A 25,874-nucleotide genomic window follows, 5' to 3' on the forward strand; every position below is an offset into this window, starting at 1 on the left:
GCAATGATACAGATACCTGAGACAACCCTGCCACGCTTGCTGTTTCAGAATGCTGAACGTTTCGGCGATAAGGTGGCGCTACGCGAGAAGGATCTTGGCATCTGGCAAACGGTGACGTGGCGACAGTTTGCCGAGCACGTGCGCGCGTTTGCGATGGGGCTGCATGCGCTTGGCGTGCGCCGTGGCGATATCATTGCCATCATTGGCGATAACCGCCCGGAATGGCTCTACGCCGAATTTGCCGCTCAAACCATCGGCGCAATATCGATTGGCGTCTACCAAGACTCGGTGGCCGAAGAGGTGTATTACGTCGTTTCGGCGGCTGAAGCGCGGGTGATTGTGGCCGAAGACCAAGAACAGGTCGATAAGATTATCGAGATTTGGCCGCGGCTGGAAGGGGTGCTGAAAGTTATTTATTACGAACCAAAGGGGATGCGTAATTACCGGCAACCCTACCTTGCCCATTTCCCCGATATCGAAGAACAAGGTCGCATCTACGATCGCGCCCATCCCGGCCTGTTTGAAGCCGAACTGGCCGCTGGCAAGCCCGACGATGTCGCCATCCTTTCCACCACTTCCGGCACCACCGGCAAGCCCAAGCTGGCAATGCTCACCCACCGCAATTTGATCAGCCAAGGCGCCGGCCTGCTCTCGGTCGATCCGCTCGGCCCTGACGATGAGTTTGTCAGTTTCTTGCCGCTAGCATGGGTCGGCGAGCAGATGGTGACGGTCGCCGCCGGTATGCAGTGCGGGTTTACGATCAATTTCCCCGAATCGGCTAGCACCGTGCAAGAGAATATCCGCGAGATCGGGCCGCGGGTGATGTTCTCGCCGCCCCGCATCTGGGAAAATATGCTTTCGCAGGTGCAAGTCAAAATGCAAGACTCAACCCGTTTGAAACGGGCGCTGTTTGAGTGGGCGATGAAGCAAGGCTACGAAATGGCCGATACCCGCTTTAGCGGCAAGCAGCCGAGCTTTGGGCTGCGCCTGCGTTATTGGCTAGCCCGCATCACCGTGTTCGAGATGCTCAAAGACCATCTCGGTTTGCGCTTCCTCAAACGGGCCTATACCGGCGGCGCTGCGCTCGGCCCCGATGTCTTCCGCTTTTATCACGCCATTGGTGTTAATCTCAAGCAGGTCTACGGCCAGACCGAAAGCTCTGGCTTGAGCGTGATCCACCGCGATGGCCAAATTAAGTTCCAAACGGTTGGCACGCCCCTACCCAATACTGAGATCCGGATTGCTGAGAACGGCGAGATTCTGGTGAAAAGCCCGTCGGTGTTTGTTGGCTATTACAAAAACCCGGAAGCGACTGCCGAGGCGCTGGAAGATGGCTGGCTGCATAGCGGCGATGCCGGCTATTTTGACGAGGATGGCCACTTGATCGTGATCGACCGGGCGAAAGACGTGATGACGCTGCACGACGGCACCAAGTTCTCGCCCCAGTTTATCGAGAATAAGCTCAAGTTTAGCCCCTATATCAAGGAAGCAGTGGTGTTTGGCGGCGATTGGCCCTTTGTGACCGCAATGATCAATATTGACTTCGCCAATGTCGGCAAATGGGCCGAGAATGCGCAAATCTCGTACACTACCTACACCGATCTGGCGCAGAAGCCGCAGGTCTACGCTCTGATCCGCAAAGATGTCGAGCGGGCGAATGCTGATCTGCCGCCGGCGGCGCGCATCCGCCGCTTTTTGCTGCTCCATAAAGAGCTTGACGCCGACGATGGCGAGCTGACCCGCACCCGCAAGGTGCGCCGGCGGTTGGTGGCTCAACGCTACCAAGAGATTGTTGATGCGCTCTACGGCGACCAAGACATGCTTGAGATCGAGACGACGATTACCTATCAAGATGGGCGCACGGCTCTGATCAAGACCCGCCTGCGTATTGAGGAATTGCACGACCCGGCGGCGCCGTCACCAGCCCCGGCAGCGCGAGCCGTGGCACGTTAGAGTGCAGGATCACATTTCTAAGGCCCCATTCCATATTGGCATGCATTGTTCAATTCGGCGACGACGGAGACGCGCATGGATCGGATTATTCAACTGGCGCTGAGCGGGATTGCCAATGGCGCAATCTTTGCGTTGGTGGCGCTTGGCTTTGTCTTGATCTACAAAAGCAGCGACGTGATCAACTTCGCCCAAGGCGAGTTGTTGCTGATCGGGGCTTACCTCACCTACACGATGGTCGAGCTGTTTGGTCTCTGGTGGCCAATCGGCGTTGTGATAGCCGTGGTGTTAGCCGCAGCGGTCGGGGTTGTGATTGAGCAACTCGTGCTGCGACCTCTGATCGGCGAGCCGGCCATTTCGGTGATTATGGTCACGATTGGCTTGTCATCACTCTTGCGCGCGATGGTAGGTGCGATCTGGGGGGTGACGCCACGGCCAGCGCCGCAGTTTTTGCCCACCGATACGGTGACAATCCTTGGCGCAAATGTCGGCGTTGATCGCATCTGGGCCTTTGTGTTAGCCATTGCGCTCTTTGCCCTGCTTACGCTCTTCTTCCGCTTTAGCCGGGAAGGGATCGCGATGCGCGCGGTGGCCGACGATCAACAAGCGGCGCTTAGTATGGGGATTAGCGTCAAGAAGGTATGGGCTGTAGCGTGGGCGATTGCCGCGATTACGGCGGCAGTGGGCGGCATTCTGTTGATGAGCATTTTTGGCGGCTTGTCAGGCACGATTGGCCGGGTTGGTCTGCTCGTCTTCCCCGTGGTGATTTTGGGCGGCCTTGATAGCATTCCCGGCGCAATCATCGGCGGTCTGATCATCGGCCTGCTCCAGTCGTTCGCTGGCGGCTTGCTGCCGCCGGAATGGGGATTGGGTGAAGTCGCCCCCTTTGTCGTCCTGCTCCTGATTCTGCTGGTGCGACCATACGGTCTCTTCGGCCAACGAATTATCGAGCGCGTGTAAGCAGCGATTGGCGATAACAAGATTGGGTTTGCTATGCAGAGCGGAACGTTTCATACCACGTATGCGAGCGATGTTCGTTTGCGCCCCTATTGGCCGCAACGCATCCGGATCGTGATCGTGCTGGCATTGGCACTGATCTTTCCGTGGTTTGCCGACCGTTACTGGCTCAATTTGGCCAACACGATCGCGATTGCTGCGATCGGCGCGATTGGCTTGAACATTCTGGTCGGCTACACCGGCCAGATTAGCATTGGTCACGGCGGCTTTCTCGCTGTTGGCGCGTATACGGCCGGGTTGATGGCGGTGAATCTTGGCACACCAATGTGGATTACGATCCCGGTGGCGAGTTTCTTTACCGCAGTCGTCGGGGCGTTTTTCGGCCTGCCATCGCTGCGGCTCAAGGGATTGTACCTCGCCATTGCCACCCTTGCCTCGCAAGAGATCATTATTTGGGTGTTAACACACGGCAAACTGCTCGGTATTGGGGAATCGCTCTCGCTGCCGCGGGCGAGCAACAACCTGTTTGGGTTGCCGATGGAGTGGCTCGGTAATAACGACTTCGCCTTTTACTGGATCTGCCTTGTGGCGCTGATCCTGACCGTCATCTTTGTGAGCAATCTCTTCCGCACCCGCACCGGGCGAGCCTTTGTCGCCATTCGCGACCAAGACATCGCAGCGCAGGTGATCGGGGTTGATCTCTTCCGCTACAAACTGCTCGCCTTCGCTACCTCGTCGTTCTTCGCCGGGCTGGCCGGCGCGCTCACTGCCCACTATCGCGGCGTGATTTCGTGGGAACGCTTCACGATTGATACCAGCATTCTCTACCTTGCCATGATTATTATCGGCGGCATGGGCAGCGTCTCTGGTTCAATCTATGGCGCTGCGTTTATGACGCTGTTGCCAGCACTACTCTCAAATCTGGCCCGCGCTCTTAGCGATGTCGTGCCTAACATTAACTCCTATCTGCCCTATATGCAGCAGGGCGCGTTTGGTCTGGCCATTATCCTCTTCCTGATCTTCGAGCCAGAAGGCATCGTGAAGATGTGGCGCAATGTCAAAGATTACTTCCGGCTGTGGCCGTTCAGTTATTGAAGCGTCTAGAAGGAGGATGGCATGCACAGGAGGAGATGGACGTTCGGGTGGTTGGTGACGCTAGTCCTTTTTGCCACGTTGCTGGCCGCTTGTGGTGGTGGCGGCGGTACGGGCGGCGGCACCGGCGGCGGTGGAACGACTACGGAACCGATCAGGGTGGGAGCGATCTTTGACTTGACCGGCGCGACGGCTGACGTAGGTACGCCTTATGCACGAGGACAGATTGCCTTTATTGATTGGAAGAATGAGCAGGGCGGCATCAACGGGCGGCGGTTGCAGTTGTTCAGCGAAGACTATGCCTATCAGGTTCCGCGCGCGGAAGAGCTGTACACTAAGTTCGTAACCCAAGACAAGGTGCTGGTCTTCTCGGGCTGGGGCACCGGCGATACCGAGGCGTTGCGGCCCAAGATCACCGAAGATAAGATTCCGTTCATCTCGGCCTCGTACTCGGCAGCGTTGGCCAATCCGGCCGAAACACCCTACAACTTCCTTGTCGCGCCGACCTACTCGGATCAGTTGATCATCGCCATGAAGTGGGCGATCGAAGATTGGAAGGCCAAAGGCAATAGCGGGCTGCCGAAGTTTGGCTACTTGATCAACGATAGCCCCTTTGGCCGCTCTCCACTGGCCGACGGCACCGCCTTCGCCACCTCGCAAGGCATCGAGACACCGCTCGAAGTGCCCTCGCCACGCGGCGCAACTGATCTGACCCCGCAGTTGACCCAGCTCCGCGATTATGGCGCGAACTACATCTTCTTGCAGAACGTGTCGAGCCCGGCAGCGCTGGCGATCAAGAATGCAAAGAGCCTTGGCTACAACGTCCAGTTCGTCTGCTTGAACTGGTGCGCCAACGAGATCTTGATCAAGCTGGCCGGCACTGATGCCGAGGGTGTGGTCGGCGCCGTGCCGTTCAACCACGAGTCGGAGGGCGGCAAGATCGCGCTTGAATTCGCGAAGGCGAAGAATATTGATTACGGCGGTGCTGATAGTACCTTCGTACAAGGCTGGACGGCGATGTCGATTTTGATTGCCGGGATCGAGAAGACATTGGCTGACGGCAAGGAGCTGACCGGCGAAAATATTAAGAACACGCTGGAAACGATGGGTGCAATCGATACCAAAGGTGTCACACTACCAGTGCAGTTCAGCTCTACCGATCATGCTGGCGCTAAGTCGCTGAAGATGTTCCGGGTCGAGAACGGCAAATGGGTGCCGATTACCGACTTCATTAGCGCGCGGTAGTAAATCATACTGTGTTAGAGTAGGGTCAGGTCTTCAACCTGACCCTACACGATCGCCTATGCTCTCACTCAATAATATCGAAGTCATCTATAACGATGTCGTGCTGGTGCTTAAGGGCCTTTCGCTCGAAGTGCCGGAGGGCCGTATCGTCGCGTTGCTCGGTTCAAACGGCGCTGGTAAGAGCACGACCCTCAAAGCGATTTCGGGCTTGCTCAAGCCAGAAAACGGTGAAGTGACCGATGGCGAAATTCTGTTTCAAGGGCAGCCGATTCACAAGAAAGACGCCGCCGAGATTGTGCGTATGGGTATCTTTCAGGTGATGGAAGGGCGGCGCGTCTTCGAGCACCTCACCGTAGAAGAGAATTTGCGCGCTGGCGCGTACACTCAGCCAATACGCCGGTTTAGCGAGGATCTGGCGCTGGTCTATAACTATTTTCCCCGTCTCAAAGAGCGGCGCAATCAAGTAGCCGGCTTTCTCAGCGGCGGCGAACAGCAGATGCTGGCGATCGGGCGCGCCTTAATGGCCCATCCTAAATTAATTATGCTCGATGAACCATCGTTGGGGTTGGCCCCGCTGCTGGTGGCCGAGATTTTTGAGATTATCCGCCGGATTAATCGCGAACAGGGAACAACCATTTTGCTGGTTGAGCAAAATGCGCGCCTTGCGTTAGATTCGGCGCACCACGCTTACATTATGGAAAATGGCCGGATTGTGCTCGATGGATCGCCAGCGGATTTGAAAGATAATGCTGACGTGCGCGAGTTTTATCTTGGCCTTAACGAGATTGGCAGCCGCAAGAGTTATCGCGACGTGAAGCATTACAAGCGCCGCAAACGCTGGCTGTCGTGACACGGTACGCAATACGCACTCGCTCCTCTCCCCGATGGGTCGTATCCCACTCCAACCCTCCCCCTCTGGGGGAGGGAGTTGTAGGTTGCTCACGCCGCAGACACCGAGAGCGCGGAGCTTGCTCCGATTCCAAGCCCCGTGGCATCTTCTGCGCCTTGGCGTTCACCCCCGTGGTGTCCTCTGCGCCTTGGCGTTGACGAAGTTGGTTGTTGGGTGAGAATGCGGTACAATGCTGACTACCAATCACCCTTACGAGCGGGCAAGGATAGCGCATATTGCGGTTCGCAGGCCAATGACGCCGCAACGCTGCGCGAGCGCCGGAAGACCGTTGCGCCCGCGCGTCGTTGTCTGAAGCACGAGGTGACGGAGATGGACATGCAAGCCTTTTACGCCGGTTTTGATCAGCGCGTGCGCGAGATTGTTGCGTTTGGCTACGAGCATTCGCCAGCGTTTCGCCAACGGATGGAAGCTGCTGGACTGACGCCGGCTGATATTCAGACCACCGCTGACCTGAGCCGGTTGCCGATTTTGCGCAAAGAGCAGTTGGTTGAGCTGCAACGGCAAGGGCCGCAGTTGGGCGGGATGTTGACTGTGCCGCTCTCACGGCTGCGCCGTATCTTCCAATCACCCGGCCCAATTTACGATCCCGAATCCGATGAACCCGATCCATGGCGGTGGGGGCCAGCCTTCCGCGCCGCTGGCTTTGGCCCTGATGACGTGGTGATCAATTGCTTTGGCTACCACTTGACCCCCGCCGGGGTGATGTTTGAAGAGGGTGCACGCGCGGTTGGCTGCGCTGTCATCCCAGCCGGGATCGGCAATCAAGCCCAACAGATCGAGGCCATGGCCCATCTCGGCGTCACCGCTTACGCCGGTTTGCCCAGCTATCTCAAGGCGCTGCTCGAAAAGGCAGCGGAATTGGGCCATGACCCGCGCTCGTGGCCGCTCAACAAAGCCTTTGTCGCCGCCGAGCCGCTGCCACCCTCGTTGCGTAAGCTGTTTGAAGAGCAGTACGGGATTCTGGTCTACGACGGCTATGGCACCGCCGAGACGGGCAACCTTGGTTACAACGGCCCTGAACGGCACGGCTGGCACCTGCCGGAAGATGCGCTGGTGCAGATTTGCGATCTCAACACCGGCGAGCCAGTGCCTCCCGGCCAAACCGGAGAGGTAGTCGTGACCCTCTTCCGCCGCGACTACATCCTCATCCGCTTTGCTGTCGGCGATCTGTCGGCGCTGATGGTCTCCGATGAACCAACGGTCATTCAGACGCCGCGCTTGGTGGGTTGGCTGGGCCGCAGCGGCGAGAGTGTCAAAGTGCGCGGGTTGTTTGTCCATCCACGCCATATCGCTGAAGCGATCCGGCGGCTCGAGGGGGTGCAGGCGTATCAAGCGGTAGTGGTGCGCGAACATCACCGCGATGAATTGATCTGCCGGCTTGTGCCCGCCAGCGATGCCGATCACGCTCGCTTGCGTGACGCCGTGGCGCAGGCCTTGCACGAGGCGATCAAGCTCCATTGTAAAGTTGAAGTGGTTGCCGAGTTGCCGCCTGACGCCAAGCCGTTCGTTGATCAACGCACGTGGACGTGATCGCATTGGCTGCCTAGTCCGTTTGTTCTAGCAAACCGTGGTATACTAGAACACAGAATTGGTAGCGTCGCCAACGGGGCGGCGCTTTCTCTTCGTTCGTATCTCAGCGGAGACGGTTGTGGCCAAGACGACCATCGTGATCAAAGGCGCGCGCGAGCATAACCTCAAAGGGATTGATGTCGAGATACCGCGCGACCGGCTGGTCGTGCTGACCGGCGTGAGCGGATCGGGCAAGAGTTCGTTAGCCTTCGATACGCTCTACGCCGAAGGGCAACGGCGCTATGTTGAAAGCCTCTCGGCGTATGCGCGCCAATTCCTCGGCCAGATGGAGAAGCCGCAGGTTGATCTGATCGAAGGACTATCACCGGCAATCGCCATCGAACAGAAGAGCGCGAGCAAAAACCCACGCTCGACCGTTGGCACCGTCACCGAGATTTACGATTATCTGCGCCTGCTGTTTGCCCGCGTCGGTCACCAACACTGCCACCGCTGCGGCCAGCCTGTCGCCGCCCAATCGGCCCAACAGATGGTTGATCGGGTGTTGGCCTTACCGGCGGGCGCCCGCTTTATGGTGCTAGCGCCGGTCGTTTCTCAACGCAAAGGCGAGTACAAAGATATTTTTGCCGAAGCCAAAGCCGAAGGCTTTGCGCGGGTGCGCGTTGACGGCGAGGTTCGTTCGCTCGACGAAGAGATTAAACTCAACAAGAAGGTCAAACACTCGATCGAGGTGGTGATTGACCGGCTGACAATGCCGCACACTACCGGCAATGGCGATCTCGATAGCTTTATCACCCGCTTGACCGATAGCATCGAGACGGCGTTGCGGGTGGGGGAAGGAAAGGTGATCATTAGTCTCGCCGACGAGCCGGCTGATCCTGCTCAACCCCGCGAGTGGCTCATGAGCGAGAGCAATACCTGCCCATCGTGCGGCATCTCATTTCCCGAACTCACCCCGCAGATGTTCTCATTCAACTCGCCGCAAGGCGCCTGCCCAACCTGTACCGGCCTCGGCGCGCGGCTTGAGGTTGACCCGGCGCTGCTGGTGCCCAACGGCGCGCTCTCGATCCACGAGGGAGCAGTGACGTACTGGGGCGAGATGCGCAAGAAGCAGGATACGTGGGCCTATAAGGCGCTGCTTGCCATTGCTGCGCACTATCAGATTGACCTCGACAAGCCGTGGGATGAATTAACCGAACACCAGCGCAATGCGATTATCTACGGCAGCGGCAGCGAACGCATCCGGTTTGTGTGGGAAAACGAGAGCGGCTCACGCGGCGAGTATTCCCGCGCGTGGGAAGGGTTGGCCAGCGAGATCCGGCGACGCTATATGCAGAGTGGCTCAGACACGATGCGCGAGTACTATACTCAGTACATGAGCGAGCAACCCTGCCCTGATTGTGAAGGGGCACGCTTGCGGCCCGAAAGCTTGGCGGTACGTGTGGCCGGACGCTCAATCCGCGATGTCACCCGCATGAATGTGGCGCAGGCGCTCGATTGGGCGCGCGAGCTGCCCAACCACCTCACCGAGACCGAGCGGGCAATTGTAGGCGATGTGCTGAAAGAGATCCGCGAACGGCTCGGTTTCCTACACAACGTTGGCCTGCACTACCTCACCCTTGATCGCGCCGCGCCGACGCTGTCCGGCGGCGAAGCGCAGCGCATCCGCCTCGCTTCGCAGATCGGGTCGGGGTTAGTCGGCGTGATGTACATCCTCGACGAGCCAAGCATCGGCTTGCACCAGCGCGACAACCGCAAGCTGCTCGATTCACTGTTGCGGCTACGCGATCTCGGCAACACGCTGATCGTCGTCGAGCACGACCTCGAAACGATGCAGGCCGCCGACTGGATTATCGACTTCGGCCCCGGCGCCGGCGTCAAAGGCGGGCAGGTAGTGACCGCCGGTACACCGGAACAAGTGGCCCAACACCCGACCTCGCTCACTGGCCAATATCTATCGGGTCGGCTGACGATTCAGACACCCGCCACGCGCCGTCAACCTAAACAAGGTTGGCTGACGCTGGAAGGGGCGACGCTTAACAACTTACGCGATGTCACCATCAGCTTCCCGCTCGGCTGTTTCATCGCCGTCACCGGCGTGTCTGGGTCGGGCAAATCCTCGCTGATCACCGAAACGCTCTACCCAGCGCTAGCCAACCGGCTCAACCGTGCTCAACTCAAGCCCGGCCCCTTTCGATCGCTGCACGGTCTCGACCGGCTCGATAAGGTGATCAACATTGACCAACAACCGATCGGGCGCACGCCACGCTCAAATCCAGCAACTTACGTCAAGCTTTTCGATCTGCTGCGCGAGCTATTCGCCGAGACGCCGGAAGCCAAATTGCGCGGCTACGGCCCCGGACGGTTTAGCTTTAACATTCGCGGCGGGCGTTGTGAAGCCTGCGAGGGCAACGGCGAAATCAAGATCGATATGCAATTCCTCGCCGATGTCTGGGTGCGCTGCGCCGAATGCAAAGGCAAACGCTACAACCGTGAGACGTTGCAGGTCAAGTATAAGGGTAAGACAATTGCCGACGTGTTAGACATGGACGTGCAGACGGCGTTGGAGTTTTTCGCCAATGTGCCGCGGGTGCGGCGCATCTTGCAGACCCTGCACGATGTCGGTCTCGATTACATCAAACTGGGCCAACCGGCCACCACCCTCTCTGGTGGCGAAGCGCAGCGGGTGAAACTGGCTAAGGAATTAGCCCGCGTTGCTACCGGGCGCACGATCTACATCCTCGATGAGCCAACCACTGGCCTGCATTTCGCCGACATTCAGCATCTGTTACAGGTCTTGCACCGGTTGGTTGATGCCGGCAACACCGTGGTGGTGATCGAGCACAACCTCGACGTGATCAAGACGGCTGATTACGTGATCGATATGGGGCCGGAAGGCGGCGACGGTGGCGGCGAGGTGGTTGCGCTAGGTACGCCGGAAGAGGTTGCCCGCCATCCTACGTCGCATACCGGCAGGTTTTTGCGCGAAATCCTCGCACCGGTGGCGGCAACCGGCGGGACAGAAACGCAGGTATACGTCGATTAGGCAGTAATGAAGACGGCCCAATGGGCCGTCTTCGCCACATCTACATCGCTAACCCCCTCACGCCGGTCACATCGCAATCGCGCAGATCAGCCTCCGACAAATCGGCATCGGTCAGGTCGGCGTCGGCCAAGCTTGCCTCGCGCAGATTAGCGCCGCGCAGGTTAGCACCACGCAGATTGGCCCCGCTCAGATTGGCGCGCGACAGGTTAGCGCGGGTCAAGATAGCATTGCGCAGATTAGCCCCACTGAGGTAAATACCGCTCAGATTAGCCTCGCTAAAATCGGCGTTGCACAGACTCGCCTCACCCAAATTCGCTTCACTCAGATTAGCACCGATGAAGTTCGCTTCGTCAAGCGTGACTTCACGCAAGTTTGCATGCATCAGATTAGCACCCGCGAGATTGGCACCATTGAGGTTGGCGCCATTCAGGCTCACCCGAAGCAATATCGCTCCACTCAGATTTGCCCCGCTTAGATTGACCAATTGCGCCTCACGCAGTTGGGCTTCGCTGAGGTTAGCGCCAATCATGATTGTATCGCGGAGATCGGCCCCACTCAGGTTGCAAAGGCTAAGGTTAGCGCCATAGAGGTTGGCACCGCTAAAATCAGCAGCACTGAGGTTAGCCCCACGGAGATTCGCCCCAACCAGCGTGGCAAATTCAAGATTGGCCCAACTCAGATCCGCTTTGCGCAAATCGGCATCGCTGAGGTCAGCCCGCACTAGTTGCGCCCAATTCAGCTTTGCTTCACGCAGGTTGGCCCAGCTCAGATTCGCACTGCCCAACTCACAAACGCTTAGATCGGCCCGAAACAGATTAGCGTCGGTGAGCCGGGCCCGGCTCAGTTGGGCCTCGCTCAAATTGGCGTGGCTGAGATTCGCCGCACTCAGGTTAGCGCCATTCAGATTCGCACCGACTAACCAGAGCGGGCCGGGCCGGTTGAGCAAATCGTAGATCTGATCGGGAGTCAGGTCGGCCATACGGCCCTCCTTATATACATCAACTGACAGGCAATGATGGTACCTTAGACACGAGCCAAATTGACGCCGGCGCACCCATTGAACGACAAGCAATCTGTTCGACCGTAAACTCACGGCCGGTCTGCCAATGTAACGCCTCTTGCAGCACACCACACTGAATGTAGCCAATCGGTTCATCGGCTTGCTTGCCGGCGGACATCGAGCAGGTATAGTCGATATACGCCCATGCCTCGCCGCGATCCTCAATCGCCAAGCGGCGATCTTGGTTAACCGCTTGGCTCAGCCGGCGCAGACCAGCTTGCATCGCCGACAAACCAAGCTTCACTTGGGTCGCAAACGGCAACACCTTTGAGGCGATCAAAGCTGCGGTACCGAACAACGCACTCTGGTGCTCAATCGCCAACCGCGCCGTCTGGCGGCCAATCCGCAGCACCATGCTTCGTGCCGAGCGGCCAAAGAAGTTAAGTAGTCCAGCGTTGAGTGAAGCGTAATGGTAAAAGGTCAAACCGCTGGTCGCCTTCAGTTGTTCAGGCGGATAGTTGCCGATCAATTGGCTCAACCCAGCCTGCCGCAACACAACCGCCAACCCGTTCCGCCCGATGACCTCCTCTGCCGCTAACAACGCCCACCGCATATACGCATCAACTAACAACATATCGGCGACCGGGTCATGGTCGGGGCGATCGCGGATCTCCATGCCACCCTCCTCTGCGCATCCATAACCAGCGGATGAGCGCAGGATACCATAATAAACGCAAAGCGGAGACAAATTGTAAGGGCAACGCCAATGCGTCGCCCCAATCATTGCTCCCATATCGTAACGCGCGGCGTCGCCCAACGGCCTCCGCTAGCGGCCCTTAATCTCCGTCCATAGATCATCGAAAGCGGTAGTGCCTTCGTTGCGCACCGCCCACTCAAGCCGCTTATACATCTCTTCGTCAGGTGCGAAACCCTGCGCGTACAGCTCGCGAATCTCGGGCGACAGCAGCTCTAAGGCATCTTTATTCGGTGTCAAATAGCCGACATATTCGGTAATCTGAGCCGCAATCGCTGGTCGCAGGAGGAAGTTCATAAACACGTGCGCAGTGTAGGCATTCGGCGAATCTTTCAGGATCACCATATTATCCATCCAGATCATCCCGCCCTCTTTCGGAATCACGAAGGCGATATTAGGATTGCCGCTAAACTCATCGCCTAAGCCATTGCGGGCCTGCATCGCCGAACCGCTCCACGAATGCGCCAGCACATACTCTTCGCTAGCCAGCTTGCGGTTCACATCCGAGCTGTTGTACGCGGCCAGATACGGCTTCTGCGCCAGCAGAATCTCTTTCACCCGCGCGAGTGCCGCCGGATCGGTCGAATTGAGCGATTGACCGATGTAGCGTAATGCAGCGCCCGGTGTCTCACGTGAATCGTCAAGCATACTAAATTTGCCGGCGAATTGAGAGACTTGGCTCGGCTCTAAAATTGCAGCCCAGCTATCGATTCCATTAGGGAAGAATTTGGTGTTGTAGGCAATGCCAGTAATGCCGTACATGTACGGAATTGAATACATGTTGCCTTTATCGAAATACTGATCGAGCAAGTTAGGATCGAGATGGACTATATTGGGCAACAACGCCTTATCAATGGGTGCAGCCAACCCTTCAGCAATCATGATCTGCACTGCATAATCAGATGGTACGACAATATCGTAGCCCGAATTACCGGCGCGCACCTTAGCCAGCATGTCTTCATTGCTGTCATAGGTATCAACCACCACGCGCACCCCATATTCCGCCTCAAACTGTTCGAGAACGGCTGGGTCAATGTAATCTGACCAGTTGTAGAAGAAGAGCTGGCGCGCTAGTCGGCTGCGATCAACCCCATCACTCGGCGCCGTCACCTCACCACCGCTAGCGCCGTACTCATTCCCCGGACTCGCCGCCGGACCGCCGCCACAGGCCGTCAAGGCCAGCGCCAGCAGCAGCGCCACCACAAGCACCCGAAGCATCTGCATCTCAGTTCTCCCTTCCTTTTGCTATGCTCTCATCGCCGGCGCTGTAGCACTTGCGACAGCGCAACCAGCGCCATCGACAAGATTAGCATGAGCGTTGAGATCGCGTTAATTTCTGGCGTGATGGCACGCCGCACCCGGTTATAGACCTCCACCGGCAAGAGTGAAGTACCCGGCCCAGAGAGGAACAACGAAATGATGAAATCATCGAGCGAGAGGGTAAAGGCCAGCAGCGCGCCACCGATGATGCCGGGCAAGATGAGGGGAAAGGTGATACGCCAGAAAATATTCCAGCTGTCAGCGCCTAAATCGGCGGCGGCTTCTTCGAGCCGGCGGTCAAAATTCTTCAAACTGGTGCGTACCACCACGACCACAAACGAAATGCTAAAAGCAATATGGCCAATTGTCACCGTTGCCAGATTGCGACGCAAGACCTCGCCAGTTACCATTCTGATTACGTCGAAGATAATCGCCGAGAAAGCAAGCAGCGCCACTGCCATCACAATTTCGGGCACCACAATCGGCAAATAGATCAATCCCTCGATTGCATTGCGCCCGCGAAAGCGATAGCGCTCCATCGCCATAGCGAGCAAGGTACCGATAATCGTTGAGACAATCGTTGAGACAGTGGCTACCACCAGCGTGTTCCACGCTGCCCCCATCATGCGCGGGTTATTGAACAAGCGGATATACCAATCAAACGTAAAACCAGTCCACCGTACACCGAACTCGTCACGGGTAAACGAAAAGATAACGAGAATAACGATCGGTACATAGAGAAACAGGTAGACCAGAATGGAAAATACCGTGAGCGCCAGACCGCTCCACGTCAGCCGGCCCTCGCTAAAGGCACCGCGGATGCGCGCCGATGCAGTGGTGGCAGGTGCCGTCTTGATCATCGCTCTTCCTCCGACGTGACGCGGAAGTACATCATAATCAGCACGAGCAGCACTAACATCATCAAGACCGCCATTGCTGAACCGAGCGGCCAATTGATTGGGTTGGCGCGTAAGAAGAGACGCTGGATCAGATTGCCGAGGTAGTCCACCTTCGCCCCGCCTAACAGCTCTGATACCACAAATTGACCGAGGGTAGGAATGAAGACCAACACCGAACCAGCCACGATACCGGGCATTGTCATCGGCAACATAATGCGCAGAAACGCTTGCACCTTATTCGCCCCCAAATCGGCGGCAGCTTCCATAAGTGTGAAATCAAACCGGTCAATGGCGGCGTAGAGCGGTAAGACCATAAACGGCAACTCGCCGTAAATGAGGCCGATCAAGGTTGCGCCTTCGGTGTTGAGCAGAGTCAGCCGGCCAATGCCGATAATTTCAAGGAAGCTGTTAATGATGCCGTTGTTGGCGAGAATAATCTGCCACGCATAAATCCGCACTAAGAAATTAGTCCAAAATGGAATAAGGATCAGCATAAGCAACGGCATGCGCCATTGCTGCGGGCTGCGAGCAATAAATACCGCCAGCGGATACCCGATCAACAAACAGATCACCGTCGTCAACACACTCGTCCAGATTGAGCGCCAATAAGCGTTAACGTACAAGCTCTGGGTAAAGATGGTGATATAGTTATTCAGCGTCGGCTCGTAGACCACCCGGCCCAGCGCGTCATTGGTCATGAAGCTGTAGAGAAAGATAATGACCAGCGGCAGGGCAAAAAAGAGCAGCAGCCAGAGCAGGCCGGGGGTGAGTAGCAGCGCCAGCCGGATGCGGTCGCGGCGCTGTTGCTGTTGTTGGATCGTCGCCATCACCCCCTCCTTACTCGCTCAGCACGAGCGCATTGTCGGGCGGGCAGACGATTACCGCCGCTTCACCCGGTTGCCAATACTCATCACGATCGAGTGTTGAACGGGTATTTTGTTCCCAGATATCGATAGTACGCTGGTCGTTGATTCGTACCGTAATGCGGGTATCACTTCCGATATAATTGACTGTCATCACGGTACCGGCCAGCCCGTTCGGAGGCAATTCACCGTTGGGTGCGAGCAGCCGTACCTTTTCTGGACGAATCGAATAGGTGACTGCGGTGCCATCACTGAGTGGACGCGCGGCCAAGCCGCGGAGGCGCAACCCTTCCGGCGTTTCGAGCACGGTGTAGTTGCCATCACGCCCAATTACAACGCCGTCAATAAAGTTGGTTTCACCGATAAAGTCGGCCACAAAGCGGCAATTGGGCCGTTCGTAGATCTCGGTGGGCGTGCCGACTTGTAGCAGCTTCCCCTTATTCATGACCGCAATTCGATCAGACATCGTCAGCGCCTCTTCCTGATCGTGGGTCACGAAGACAAAGGTAATGCCGACACGAGCCTGCAAACTCTTCAGTTCGAGTTGCATCTCTTTGCGCAGCTTTTGGTCAAGCGCGCCCAGCGGCTCATCCAGCAACAGCACTTCAGGATGGTTCACCAGCGCGCGCGCTAGCGCTACCCGCTGCTGCTGCCCGCCGGAGAGCTGGCGGGGACGCCGATCTTCCAATCCGCTTAAGCGCACCAATTCGAGCGCCTCTTTCACTTGGCGGGCAATCTCGGCTTTCGGTGTCTTGCGCATCTCAAGGCCGAAGGCCACGTTTTGGGCCACCGTCATGTGGGGAAAGAGGGCATACGATTGAAACACGGTATTCACCGGGCGCAGATGGGGCGGGGTAATACCCATCTCACGGCCATGGATGAGAATGCTGCCCGCAGTGGGCAGCTCGAAGCCGGCGATCATGCGCAACGTTGAAGTCTTGCCGCAACCGCTCGGCCCCAACAATGAGAAAAATTCACCGTCACGGATCTGGAGATTGACGTGATCGACCGCAACCACGTCGCCAAACCGCTTGACGACATCGCAGAGTTCAATCGCGATCGAGTCGCTCACCTGAACACTCCTCCTAACAGGTTGGCTCACTAGTGATGAGTAGCGACCAGCGAGAGGCTGATTAAGCCAGCCGTCTCGCGTCGCAACGCTTCAACCAAACAAGGTCAAGAGAAGTCATTGGCATCGTGGCCTGTAGACATCACACTGTGCATTAATTTAGCAGTAGTATACCATAATCCTTTCGCGGAATATTGTGGGGAAAGGCACGGAGAATGAGGGAAATGTAGAATTATCAGCCATCTGCTAAACGCAGCGAGTCGATGCGGTAGAGGCGGGTTTGAAACCTGCCTACCACACCATGATGTATGGGCACGCGGCTGTATGCCCCACCATCCCTCTTTCCTCCCCCTCAACCTGCATCCCCCCCACCCCCAGCCCCGCCCCGCTGGGGAGAGGGGTCGGCACCCACCCTTCCCTTACCTAAGCAGTCAGCGAGCCTATTGCAACCGGGCGCGCAGGTGGCTTGCCTACTATCACCTTCCGTGCGCACGAGAGCGCGATAGACGCGCAAGCGACTCGCCTGCAACAGTCATACAAGAGAGGAACGGAATGAAACATTCACTGGTGGATTTGGTACGAATACTGGTATAAGATTGGCCGATACTTTCGGTCAACGATGCACTTATCCATATCAGAAAATATCGCGTACAGTACTATGTACGATGCCTAACTCAACACGTTTCTAGACGAGTAACCCACTGATTGAAGTGTGGACAGCGCGATCGGATGATGTCCAAGCCGATAGCCTCAGCAATTTTCACTCCACCGAGTGGCTTCCGGTAATCGGGCTTACTGCGCAAAATACGAGCTGCCGGATGGGTTTCACTACCATCATTTATCTCTTCCGGTGTCGAAAATTGTTCGATTTGACCAAACGGTTGTTGAGAAGATAGCCGTAACTGTTCAATCAGGATGTTCGATGCGGAAAACAACAGTTCTTCAAACTCATGCAATAGCAAAAAAGGCAAAAATCTTTGATTATTAATGTTATTAGCAAACTCCTGCTCAAGTCTATTTACCCGACGAGATGGATTCACACCTTGCAAGCTAGTTTTACCGGGAAGGTCAGCGGGTAAACCGTAGTTATCGAACATTGTAGTTACACAGACTGCGCCGCTATCATGCAGTAAATGGATAATATTCTGACGAATTTTGTCGTAAGATGTAATTCCGCCTCGATATTATTGGGCCGAAGAGACGCGTTTAGTCACTAGTAGGATTGGCGTAACCCATCGCCCACACGTAGCCAAATGCGGATTTAAGACAAGGGTTACAAACGTTTCTTCCGTTTGACCCTCGCACACGATCAAGATCCGCTTCATCGTCGTGGCCTGCCTCCAAGCACGTTCTGTTCCCATCGTTCACCTAGTGCATAGCCGGTCAGCCAATGCTCGATCGCGTCTCTCTTAAGACGCCGCACGGTAGAACCTCCTTCGTGCCGATCAAGCACCAGAATATCTTCTGGGGCAAATTGATTGACCAGTGTCACCGATTGAGTAGCGAGGATTACTTGCCGCTTTGTCGCTACTGTTTGCGCAAACTCGGCTAGTACGGTGATAGCATACGGATGCAGACCTCATTCTGGTTCATCAATAATCATCGTGGCCGGTAGATACGCTGCCGGTTGGAGGAACAGGGTTGCCGAGCAGATAAACCGTAGGGTACCGCCAGACAACGCATCGGGACCAACACTACCATCCGCACCATGCTCACGCCACTCGAGCATGAGGTGATCAGGCTGACGTGGTTGCGGTTCGAGCACAAAATCGCCAAAGAACGGTGCAACAAGGCGGACGGTTTCGACAATGGCCCGGTATGCATCCGGGTGCCCCTCGCGTAAATGCCAGAGGAAGGCCGCCAGATTGACCGCATCGGCATGCAAAAAGCGATGATCGCGGAGCGAGCACGGTTGCTTAACCCGCGCTGAGGCACCAGTATCGTGAACGTGGTAGCGCCGCCACGAGATCATAGCCCGATACACGAATCTATCAATCGTACCCTTTTTGGATGCCCATTGCGGCACCAGCGACTCAAGGCGCAACTGCTGGGACACGCGATGTCGGAGGGGATGGGGATACGTCTGGTCGTGAAAAAAGGTCGCCTCGCAAGCCAGCCATAGCTCATGACGCACGGGTACCAACTCACACCGATATCCATTCGCTCGCGGCTGCTAGGTATCGTTCCACCACAACGCTACCACCCTCCGCTCGGTTGTTTTGCGACCATAGTGCCAGATACGGTCAGCGCCACCGGCGCGAGCGACATACAGTTCCTTTATCATCTGATTGAGCATGGTAAACAGCGCGATCAGATGTGATTTGCCCGCGCCGTTCGCGCCGATCAAGACGTTCATTGGTCGTACATCTAGATCAAGTTCGCGAAAGGTGGTGTACCCTTCGAGTTTGATGCGTCCCAGCATCCGATCGGTCATAGGCAACCGGCGTTCTCACTGCTGAACCAGCACGGTAGGAGCATAATACCATGATAACGATCTCCATCTATTATCGGTGATATTCCGAGGCCCATCGGACGTTCCTCAGGTCTTGCCTTTCGAGCATTCATGGCAACATCCCCCCTCAAACGAGCAGGCATCCAATCACACAGTGCCTCTGTTCGGGTTGACACTGAGCTGTATCGGCAGTGCATGTCACTGCTCACCCTCAGCGAATCAGCCACAACTCTTCTTGCGGCGAACCAATCCACTCGCAGCCTTCAGGCGTTACCAGTATCTCTTCCTCAAGCGAAATGTAGCCGTAGCGCGTGCGCACGCCGAGTTCGAGGGTCAATACCATGCCAGCATCGATCGTGCCATAGGGTTTATCGCCGTAGCGCTCCCAACGCGGGTAGAAGCCCACACCACCGTCATGCACTGCGCGCCCGACCTGATGGCCGAGCGCATGAGGGTACTCTGGGTAGCCAGCAGCCGTAATTGTCTGACGCGCAATCGCGTCGATCTCCCACCCCACCACGCCGGGCCGGATGGCCGCCGCGGCGGCGCGAATCGCCGCCTTGACCGCGTTAAAGGCATGCTGCGCTTCCGCTGGCGGTTCGTGTTCGCCGGGCCGTAGACAGTACCAGACCCGTTGGTGATCCGAGCAGTAGCCGTCGAGCTGGACGCCAAAATCCATGTGGAAGATTTCGCCCGGCCGTACAATTTCATCCGATGGGCCAGTGTGGCCCCACGGCGAGTTGGGGCCAGCGTTGAGACCGGGGCAATGAGCAGGATCCCACGCCGTGGTTGCACCGGCCAATTGGGTTTGAGCATGGACAAAGGCTGCCACCTCGCGCTCGCTGACGCCGGGACGCAGAAAGTCACCGGTGGCGGTGAAGATGCGCATACTTAGTTCAGCGGCAGCACGCATACGTGCCACTTCCTGCGGCGTCTTGCGGCTGCGCAGTGCGGCGACAAAATGCTCCGCCGATACCAGCCGCTCACGGTACGGAGTGCCGGCAAGGTAATCGCATAAATTCAGATACATCCCATAGGTCAAGCCATCGGCGCTGACGTCGCTCCGGCTGATGTTAATCCCGATCCGCTGCGGATCGTAGCTCTGCAACAGGCTCACCAATTCCGGGCCGATGCTTTGGGTGTAGGGTCGCACCTCGTCAAACAGACCAGTGCGGCGCACCGCTTCATCATCACCCAAACCGGTTAACGCGATGGCTCGTCCACTGCGGGTGACTACAATCGCCGTCGTCCACGTCAACGAAAAGTGGCCGAGCAGTTTCAGGGCTGGGTCGGTGTGTTCCGCCGTCTCCCGCACCAAGATCAACCAGAGGTCAAGGTCGTGCGCATCGAGCAATTCTCCGGCTTGGTGTAACTTTTCGTGGTACAGATCCATCGTGGCGCTCCATTATCAAAGTTGGCAAATCGACCATGTAGCAGCAGTGTACCAGTAGCGTAAGAGGATCGGCGGCGAGCTTGATAACCGAGAGGGGATTGGAGATGGTGAGGGCAAACCCAAACGGCAAAGCGAGCCACGGCGCAGAGTGGTAAAGCGCAAAGGTGCAAAGTAACGCAGAGAGCGCAAAGGTATTTGGGATGGTGATCATCCTCTGCGCCCTCCGCGTCCTCTACGGTACTCACAATGTCCCCCCTCACCTCCAGCCCCTCTCTCACTGGCGTGGGCGAGGGGCGCCGCAGTGTTTCGCTCAACCGTGCCTTTCCCGCTAATCACGCGACTCCCCTGCCCCACCGTCCGGTAGGAGCGGGGGCCGGGGGGACGGGCCTACCGCCAGAGGCTATTCCACAAGTCTTGCAACGTCGTCTGCACGCCGGCAATTGTCTGCCGGATTGGATCGGGCGAAAGGCGGGCATCAAGCCGGGTGCGCGCATCCTCAATCACCTCGGTCAGCATTCGATGCGCTTCTTCAGCATGCAAGCGGGTAAGCAATTCGGCGTAGGCGTCGAGCAGTTGCTCGCGATCAGCCTTCGGCGTCTCTTCCAGCATATTCGCCAAAATCCGGCGCGCGCCAGTATAAAAATCTTCGATCGCCATCGCAGCTTCCTCCTAAGCGAGACGGGTGATTGATTGCCGGTTAGACGCGCCGGCAGGCCGGATCGTTGCGGCGCCACGTTCTTACGACGCGGCTATCGCCAAACCGTCACGGCGGCGTCCCATCGCGGCGCAGCACCTCGCGCGAACGCCCGCCATCAGGCGGGCCGACGTAGCCCTGCTGTTCGAGCAGATCGATCAATTGCTGCGCTTTGGAATAGCCGATCCGCAACCGGCGCTGCAAGAGCGAGGCTGATGCACGCTGATGTTGTGAGACGAGCGCAATCGCTTGCGGCAGCAATTCGTCTTGCTCGGCGGTCGAGAGGAACTCGGCGGGGGGTTGGAAGCTCTCACCGCTGGCGGCGGGTTGAGTCTCGCTTGCGCTCGGCTTCAGCTCCTCCAGCTTCGCCTCATCGGGCGGCGCCGCCTTGCGCCAAAAATCAACGATCCGCTCAACCTCACGATCGGCGACGTAAGTACCCTGAATCCGCACCAGCTTCGCCGAGTCAGCCGCCATGTAGAGCATATCGCCACGGCCAAGCAGATGTTCAGCGCCGGGAACGTCGAGAATGACCCGGCTGTCGACTTGCGAGGTCACAGCAAAGGCGATGCGCGAAGGGAAGTTTGCCTTGATCAGGCCGGTAATCACATCAACCGACGGGCGCTGAGTGGCGATAATCAGATGAATGCCAGTGGCGCGGGCCATCTGCGCCAAACGGCAGACATACGTCTCAACTTCATCGGGAGCCATCATCATCAAATCAGCCAACTCATCGATCACGATCACAATGTAGGGCATTGGCTCAAGATCGGCCTGTTTGCGCATCAATTGGCGATAGCTATCAATGTTCCGGCATGCATGCTTGGCAAACACCTTATAGCGGCGTTCCATCTCGCGGGTCACCCACCTGAGCGTTGGTACCACCCGCTCCACCTCAGTGACGACCGGCGACAGCAGGTGCGGAATGCGATTGTAGACAATCATCTCGACCATCTTGGGGTCGATCAAGATTAGTTTCAGCTCGTCAGGCGTATGTTTCAGCAATAGGCCGCACAAGAACGCATTAATCGCCACCGACTTGCCCGAACCGGTGGCGCCGGCTACCAACAGGTGCGGCATCTTGGTCAAATCGGCAATCACCGGCGTGCCACTGACATCCTTACCCAGCGGCAACTTAAGCCGACCGCGGTGCAACTCATACTCCTCGCTATCGAGCACCTCGCGCAGCGAAACCGTCGAGATCGCACTGTTGGGAATCTCGATACCGACGACATTCTTACCCGGAATGGGGGCCTCGATCCGGATCGACGGTGCCGCCAGTGCGAGCGCCAGATCGCGTTCGAGCGTGGTAATCTTAGCCACCTTCACCCCAACCGCCGGCTGCAGCTCAAACTGGGTCACGGCCGGGCCGGTATTGACGCCCACCACCCGCGCTTCTACTTTAAAGCTAGCCAATGTCTCCTCGATCACGCGCGCTTTGAGACGACGTTCTTCGTCGGTAATGCCGCCTTCACTCGAACGCTCGAGTAGTAGATCAAGCGACGGTAACGGCCACGCCCGCCGCACCGGCGAAATCTCGAAGCCGTCAAGCGCCTCTTGCACCACCTCTTGCACCGGTTCCGGCTTGGCTGGCGATGTCCTCACCGCTGGCGCGCTGGCCGGTTTCGCCGGTTCGGCAGGGGGCAGTAACTCCGGAGTAGGGAGCTTAAACAGGCTCGCCCGCGTCGGACGGGCGGCAATCGGCGTCGGCACAATATCATCGGCCTCGCCTTGGGGCGGTAGCGTAAAGATTAAATCGGCCAGCGAACGGCGCGGCATGTTGACAGGGGCAGCCGGACGGCGCGGCGCGCTCCAGAGCATGTGCCAAAAGGCAGCGGTGCGCTCGACCATCCCCAACACCAGTTCGCGCACGGTCAAATTAAAGGTCAGTAGCAAACCGGCCAACCCCAACGCCAAAATCACCACTACCGCCGCGATCCGGCCAATGGCAAACTGCAACGCCTCGAGCAGCCAATACCCAATCAAGCCGCCGCCCTCATTAAAGCGATCGGCGATCAGAATATCATGCACCGGCACTTCGAGCAGACCAAGCATTGCTAACAGCACCAGTATGGTGCCCAACACATTGGCCCCGCTCAGGCTAGCATCACTCATCCGCTCTTGCCAGAGGATGGCGATCCCGATTAAAAAGAGGGTGAGCGGCACAAAGAAAACTCCGGCGCCGAACAACGAGCGCACACCGTTGAGGTACAGGCTGCCCACCCCGCCGGCTTCACCGGTGAACACAAAAATAATTGTAACGACAGCGATCAGGATCAGACCCAGCGCAAACAGCTCACGCTGATGTTCGGGGCGCAACGAGATGGCCCAGCTCGCCCTCGCACCGCTCTTGCGGCTGCGGCTGCCTGTAGCGCGCCGCTTGCCGGTTGATTTGTTGCCGCTGCGTGAAGCCATTGCTCCTCAGTTCCCCAACACCTATGATCTACCATTCGATTATAGCATATCTGTGCGAGTATTCCATGATATGCAAACCGTCTTTACAAATTGCGCGCAACCACATATAATTGTGGCAAGGTATGGGGTAGGCTGCGAAAGCACTCCCAGCCACGACTGAGAGATATGCTCTCAGTTATTCTTTTTATATTGAGATTCCCCGTCCGCCCGGCTGTGCGGAATGGGCAGTGTAGAGGCAGTAGTGATGACAGACAAGCCGACGTACCTGACTCGCGAAGGTCGCGCCCGCCTTGAAGCGGAGCTTGAGTACCTAATGACTGTGGAACGCAAGCAGATCGCTGAGCGGATTGCCGCGGCCAAAGAATTGGGCGACATCTCTGAGAGCGGCGAATACGAAGACGCGAAGAAAGCGCAAGCCTTGCTCGAAGGTCGAATTCGCGAACTTAAGCACCTACTCTCGCGCGCTGAATTGATCGATGAAGATCAGGTGAGCAACGGCGAGGTGCGGGTCGGCTCGTCCGTAACCGTCCGGTTTGAAGACGACGGCTCGGAAGAGACGTGGACGATTGTCGGCAGCGCCGAAGCCAACCCGCGCCAAGGCCGCATCTCGAACGAGTCGCCGCTCGGCGCTGCGCTGCTTGGCAAGCGCGCCCGCAATAAGGTGACGGTGCATACTCCTTCTGGCGTGATGAAATTGACGATCCTTAAGGTGCGTTAGCAGCCATTGTACGCCGGCTGGGCACGGGCGAGGCATGCCTCGCCCGTGCTGTTTTCCGGTATAATGGGGAGAGGAGCGCCGGTGCTGGCGGAATGCGCCGGTAAAATGGTATCGATTCTTTCAGTATGGAATTAAACGACTTACAAGCCCAACGCGCCGCCAAGCTTGAACAGTTGCGCGCCGCCGGAATTGATCCCTTTCCGCCCCGCTGCTACCGCAGCCATACCATTGGCGCTGCATTGGCTGCGTTTGATGAATTGGCCGCTGCCGAAACGGTGATTACTCTCGCCGGGCGCATCATCGGCGCGCGACGAGTCATGGGAAAGATCGCTTTTGCCCATATTGAAGATGGGAGTGGCGAAATCCAACTCTGGCTCAGCCGGGCTGACATCGGCGATGAGTGGTTCGAGCGGTTTCGCGATCAGCTCGACACGTTTGATATTATCCAAGCGACTGGCACGCTCCGCCGCACGAAAACCGGCGAGCGATCGCTGTTTGTGCGTGAGTTGGCGGTTCTGGCAAAGACGATTAACCCGCCACCGGAAAAGTGGGCCGGTCTGCAAGATGTGGAAGAGCGCCATCGTCAACGCTACCTTGACCTGATTGTGAATCGTGAGCGGCGCGATATTTTTCGCGCCCGCGCCTGCATAATCAGTACGATGCGCCGTGTGCTTGACGAACGCGGCTTTCTTGAAGTAGAGACGCCGGTCTTGCAGCCGCTCTATGGCGGCGCTGCCGCGCGTCCGTTTGTTACCTATCACAATGCGCTCGGCCAGAATCTCTATCTGCGCATCGCGACTGAGCTCTATCTCAAGCGGTTGATTGTCGGCGGCTTCCCCGGCGTCTACGAGATCGGCAAAAACTTCCGCAACGAGGGGGTTGATCGCTCGCACAACCCCGAGTTTACGATGATGGAGTGCTATCAGGCGTATGCCGATTATCACGCTATGATGGCGCTGGTCGAAGAGATGCTGGATGAGATTTGCTATGCGGTGCATGGTACGACCACGATCACCTATCAGGGCCGCGAGCTTGAGTTTCGCCCGCCGTGGCCACGCCTTGCAATGGCTGATGCGATCGCCGAACGCACCGGGATCGATATTACTCAGCATCCGGATCTGGCCTCGCTGCACGCGGCAATCGCTGATCGCGGCTTGCGCGTGGATCGCAAGGCATCGTGGGCTAAGCAGGTTGATGAACTCTTCTCTGAATTCGTTCAACCCCATCTCTTCCAACCCACGTTTATCATTGACTATCCGGTGGCGATGTCACCGCTGGCCAAGCGCATTCCCGGCCGGCCCGATTTCACCGAACGGTTTGAAGCCTTTATCGCCGGGATGGAGATCGGCAACGCCTTCACCGAGCTGAACGATCCGTTTGATCAGGAAGAACGCTTCCGCGAGCAGTTGCGCGCTTTCGCCGCCGGCGATGAAGAGGCGCACCAGATGGACGAAGACTTTATCAATGCGCTGCGCTATGGCATGCCCCCCACCGGCGGCCTTGGCATCGGGATTGACCGGCTGGTGATGGTGCTGACTGACCAGCCGACGATTCGTGAAGTGATCCTTTTCCCGCATTTGCGGGAACGATCCGATTGAGTGAGCGGTGCTGGCAAACCGTAACCGGAAAG

General features: G+C 57.4%; 21 protein-coding genes. 9 read left to right on the forward strand and 12 right to left on the reverse strand.

The window, feature by feature from the left end; all coding sequences use genetic code 11:
• Positions 1 to 3: 3 nt before the first annotated feature.
• The 7 genes from Q1A59_RS17000 to uvrA all read left to right on the forward strand — a co-directional run bounded on the left by Q1A59_RS17000 (position 4) and on the right by uvrA (position 10,727).
• On the forward strand, positions 4 to 1,953 hold the full coding sequence (locus Q1A59_RS17000; protein WP_298402545.1) for a long-chain fatty acid--CoA ligase: 1,950 nt from the start codon (positions 4 to 6) through the stop codon (positions 1,951 to 1,953).
• 75 nt (positions 1,954 to 2,028) lie between these two features.
• Positions 2,029 to 2,910 (forward strand): branched-chain amino acid ABC transporter permease, encoded by an 882-nt coding sequence (locus tag Q1A59_RS17005; RefSeq protein WP_298402546.1) that lies wholly within the window; start codon positions 2,029 to 2,031, stop codon positions 2,908 to 2,910.
• Between the two features lie 33 nt (positions 2,911 to 2,943).
• The gene (locus Q1A59_RS17010; protein WP_298402547.1) at positions 2,944 to 4,002 is read left to right on the forward strand and encodes a branched-chain amino acid ABC transporter permease; all 1,059 of its coding nucleotides are present in this window, start codon (positions 2,944 to 2,946) and stop codon (positions 4,000 to 4,002) included.
• Positions 4,003 to 4,023: 21 nt separating this feature from the next.
• Positions 4,024 to 5,244, forward strand: coding sequence for an ABC transporter substrate-binding protein (locus Q1A59_RS17015; RefSeq protein ID WP_299645283.1), 1,221 nt, complete (start codon positions 4,024 to 4,026; stop codon positions 5,242 to 5,244).
• Between the two features lie 58 nt (positions 5,245 to 5,302).
• On the forward strand, positions 5,303 to 6,094 hold the full coding sequence (locus Q1A59_RS17020) for an ABC transporter ATP-binding protein (protein ID WP_298402549.1): 792 nt from the start codon (positions 5,303 to 5,305) through the stop codon (positions 6,092 to 6,094).
• A gap of 369 nt (positions 6,095 to 6,463) precedes the next feature.
• Complete coding sequence (locus tag Q1A59_RS17025) at positions 6,464 to 7,684, forward strand: AMP-binding protein (protein WP_366144866.1); 1,221 nt, start codon at positions 6,464 to 6,466, stop codon at positions 7,682 to 7,684.
• Between the two features lie 118 nt (positions 7,685 to 7,802).
• Complete coding sequence (uvrA, locus tag Q1A59_RS17030) at positions 7,803 to 10,727, forward strand: excinuclease ABC subunit UvrA (RefSeq protein ID WP_298402553.1); 2,925 nt, start codon at positions 7,803 to 7,805, stop codon at positions 10,725 to 10,727.
• 40 nt (positions 10,728 to 10,767) lie between these two features.
• Here uvrA and Q1A59_RS17035 read toward each other — a convergent pair whose 3' ends face one another.
• From Q1A59_RS17035 to Q1A59_RS17090, 12 genes are all read right to left on the reverse strand, one after another.
• Positions 10,768 to 11,706: a pentapeptide repeat-containing protein gene (locus Q1A59_RS17035; RefSeq protein WP_298402555.1), complete on the reverse strand. Its 939-nt coding sequence runs from the start codon at positions 11,704 to 11,706 to the stop codon at positions 10,768 to 10,770.
• 19 nt (positions 11,707 to 11,725) lie between these two features.
• Positions 11,726 to 12,403 (reverse strand): 4-vinyl reductase, encoded by a 678-nt coding sequence (locus tag Q1A59_RS17040; RefSeq protein ID WP_298402557.1) that lies wholly within the window; start codon positions 12,401 to 12,403, stop codon positions 11,726 to 11,728.
• Positions 12,404 to 12,553: 150 nt separating this feature from the next.
• The gene (locus Q1A59_RS17045; protein ID WP_298402559.1) at positions 12,554 to 13,705 is read right to left on the reverse strand and encodes a spermidine/putrescine ABC transporter substrate-binding protein; all 1,152 of its coding nucleotides are present in this window, start codon (positions 13,703 to 13,705) and stop codon (positions 12,554 to 12,556) included.
• Positions 13,706 to 13,734: 29 nt separating this feature from the next.
• Complete coding sequence (locus tag Q1A59_RS17050) at positions 13,735 to 14,601, reverse strand: ABC transporter permease (protein WP_298402561.1); 867 nt, start codon at positions 14,599 to 14,601, stop codon at positions 13,735 to 13,737.
• Entirely contained in the window at positions 14,598 to 15,467 is an 870-nt protein-coding gene (locus Q1A59_RS17055; protein ID WP_298402563.1) for an ABC transporter permease, read from the reverse strand. The genes Q1A59_RS17050 and Q1A59_RS17055 overlap by 4 nt, the downstream gene beginning before the upstream one ends.
• 10 nt (positions 15,468 to 15,477) lie before the next feature.
• Complete coding sequence (locus Q1A59_RS17060; RefSeq protein ID WP_298402564.1) at positions 15,478 to 16,575, reverse strand: ABC transporter ATP-binding protein; 1,098 nt, start codon at positions 16,573 to 16,575, stop codon at positions 15,478 to 15,480.
• A 671-nt stretch (positions 16,576 to 17,246) separates the two neighbouring features.
• Positions 17,247 to 17,744 (reverse strand): DUF4276 family protein, encoded by a 498-nt coding sequence (locus Q1A59_RS17065; protein ID WP_366949925.1) that lies wholly within the window; start codon positions 17,742 to 17,744, stop codon positions 17,247 to 17,249.
• A 407-nt stretch (positions 17,745 to 18,151) separates the two neighbouring features.
• On the reverse strand, positions 18,152 to 18,544 hold the full coding sequence (locus Q1A59_RS17070) for an AAA family ATPase (RefSeq protein WP_299645284.1): 393 nt from the start codon (positions 18,542 to 18,544) through the stop codon (positions 18,152 to 18,154).
• Between the two features lie 201 nt (positions 18,545 to 18,745).
• Positions 18,746 to 19,006 (reverse strand): DUF2813 domain-containing protein, encoded by a 261-nt coding sequence (locus Q1A59_RS17075; RefSeq protein ID WP_298482436.1) that lies wholly within the window; start codon positions 19,004 to 19,006, stop codon positions 18,746 to 18,748.
• Between the two features lie 229 nt (positions 19,007 to 19,235).
• Positions 19,236 to 20,417, reverse strand: coding sequence for a Xaa-Pro peptidase family protein (locus Q1A59_RS17080; protein ID WP_298402568.1), 1,182 nt, complete (start codon positions 20,415 to 20,417; stop codon positions 19,236 to 19,238).
• Positions 20,418 to 20,804: 387 nt separating this feature from the next.
• Positions 20,805 to 21,074, reverse strand: coding sequence for a hypothetical protein (locus tag Q1A59_RS17085; protein ID WP_298402569.1), 270 nt, complete (start codon positions 21,072 to 21,074; stop codon positions 20,805 to 20,807).
• A gap of 106 nt (positions 21,075 to 21,180) precedes the next feature.
• On the reverse strand, positions 21,181 to 23,526 hold the full coding sequence (locus Q1A59_RS17090; protein ID WP_298402571.1) for a DNA translocase FtsK: 2,346 nt from the start codon (positions 23,524 to 23,526) through the stop codon (positions 21,181 to 21,183).
• A gap of 244 nt (positions 23,527 to 23,770) precedes the next feature.
• On the opposite strand from Q1A59_RS17090, the gene greA reads away from it, so the two are divergent.
• Both greA and lysS read left to right on the forward strand, forming a co-directional pair.
• Positions 23,771 to 24,244 carry a transcription elongation factor GreA gene (greA, locus tag Q1A59_RS17095; RefSeq protein ID WP_298402573.1) on the forward strand — a complete coding sequence of 158 codons (474 nt, stop codon included), beginning with the start codon at positions 23,771 to 23,773 and terminating at the stop codon, positions 24,242 to 24,244.
• A gap of 125 nt (positions 24,245 to 24,369) precedes the next feature.
• Positions 24,370 to 25,842, forward strand: a complete 1,473-nt coding sequence (lysS, locus tag Q1A59_RS17100) for a lysine--tRNA ligase (RefSeq protein ID WP_298482437.1) — start codon at positions 24,370 to 24,372, stop codon at positions 25,840 to 25,842.
• Positions 25,843 to 25,874 lie beyond the last annotated feature (32 nt).

It is taken from the genome of uncultured Chloroflexus sp., assembly GCF_937951745.1.
Lineage (GTDB): Bacteria > Chloroflexota > Chloroflexia > Chloroflexales > Chloroflexaceae > Chloroflexus.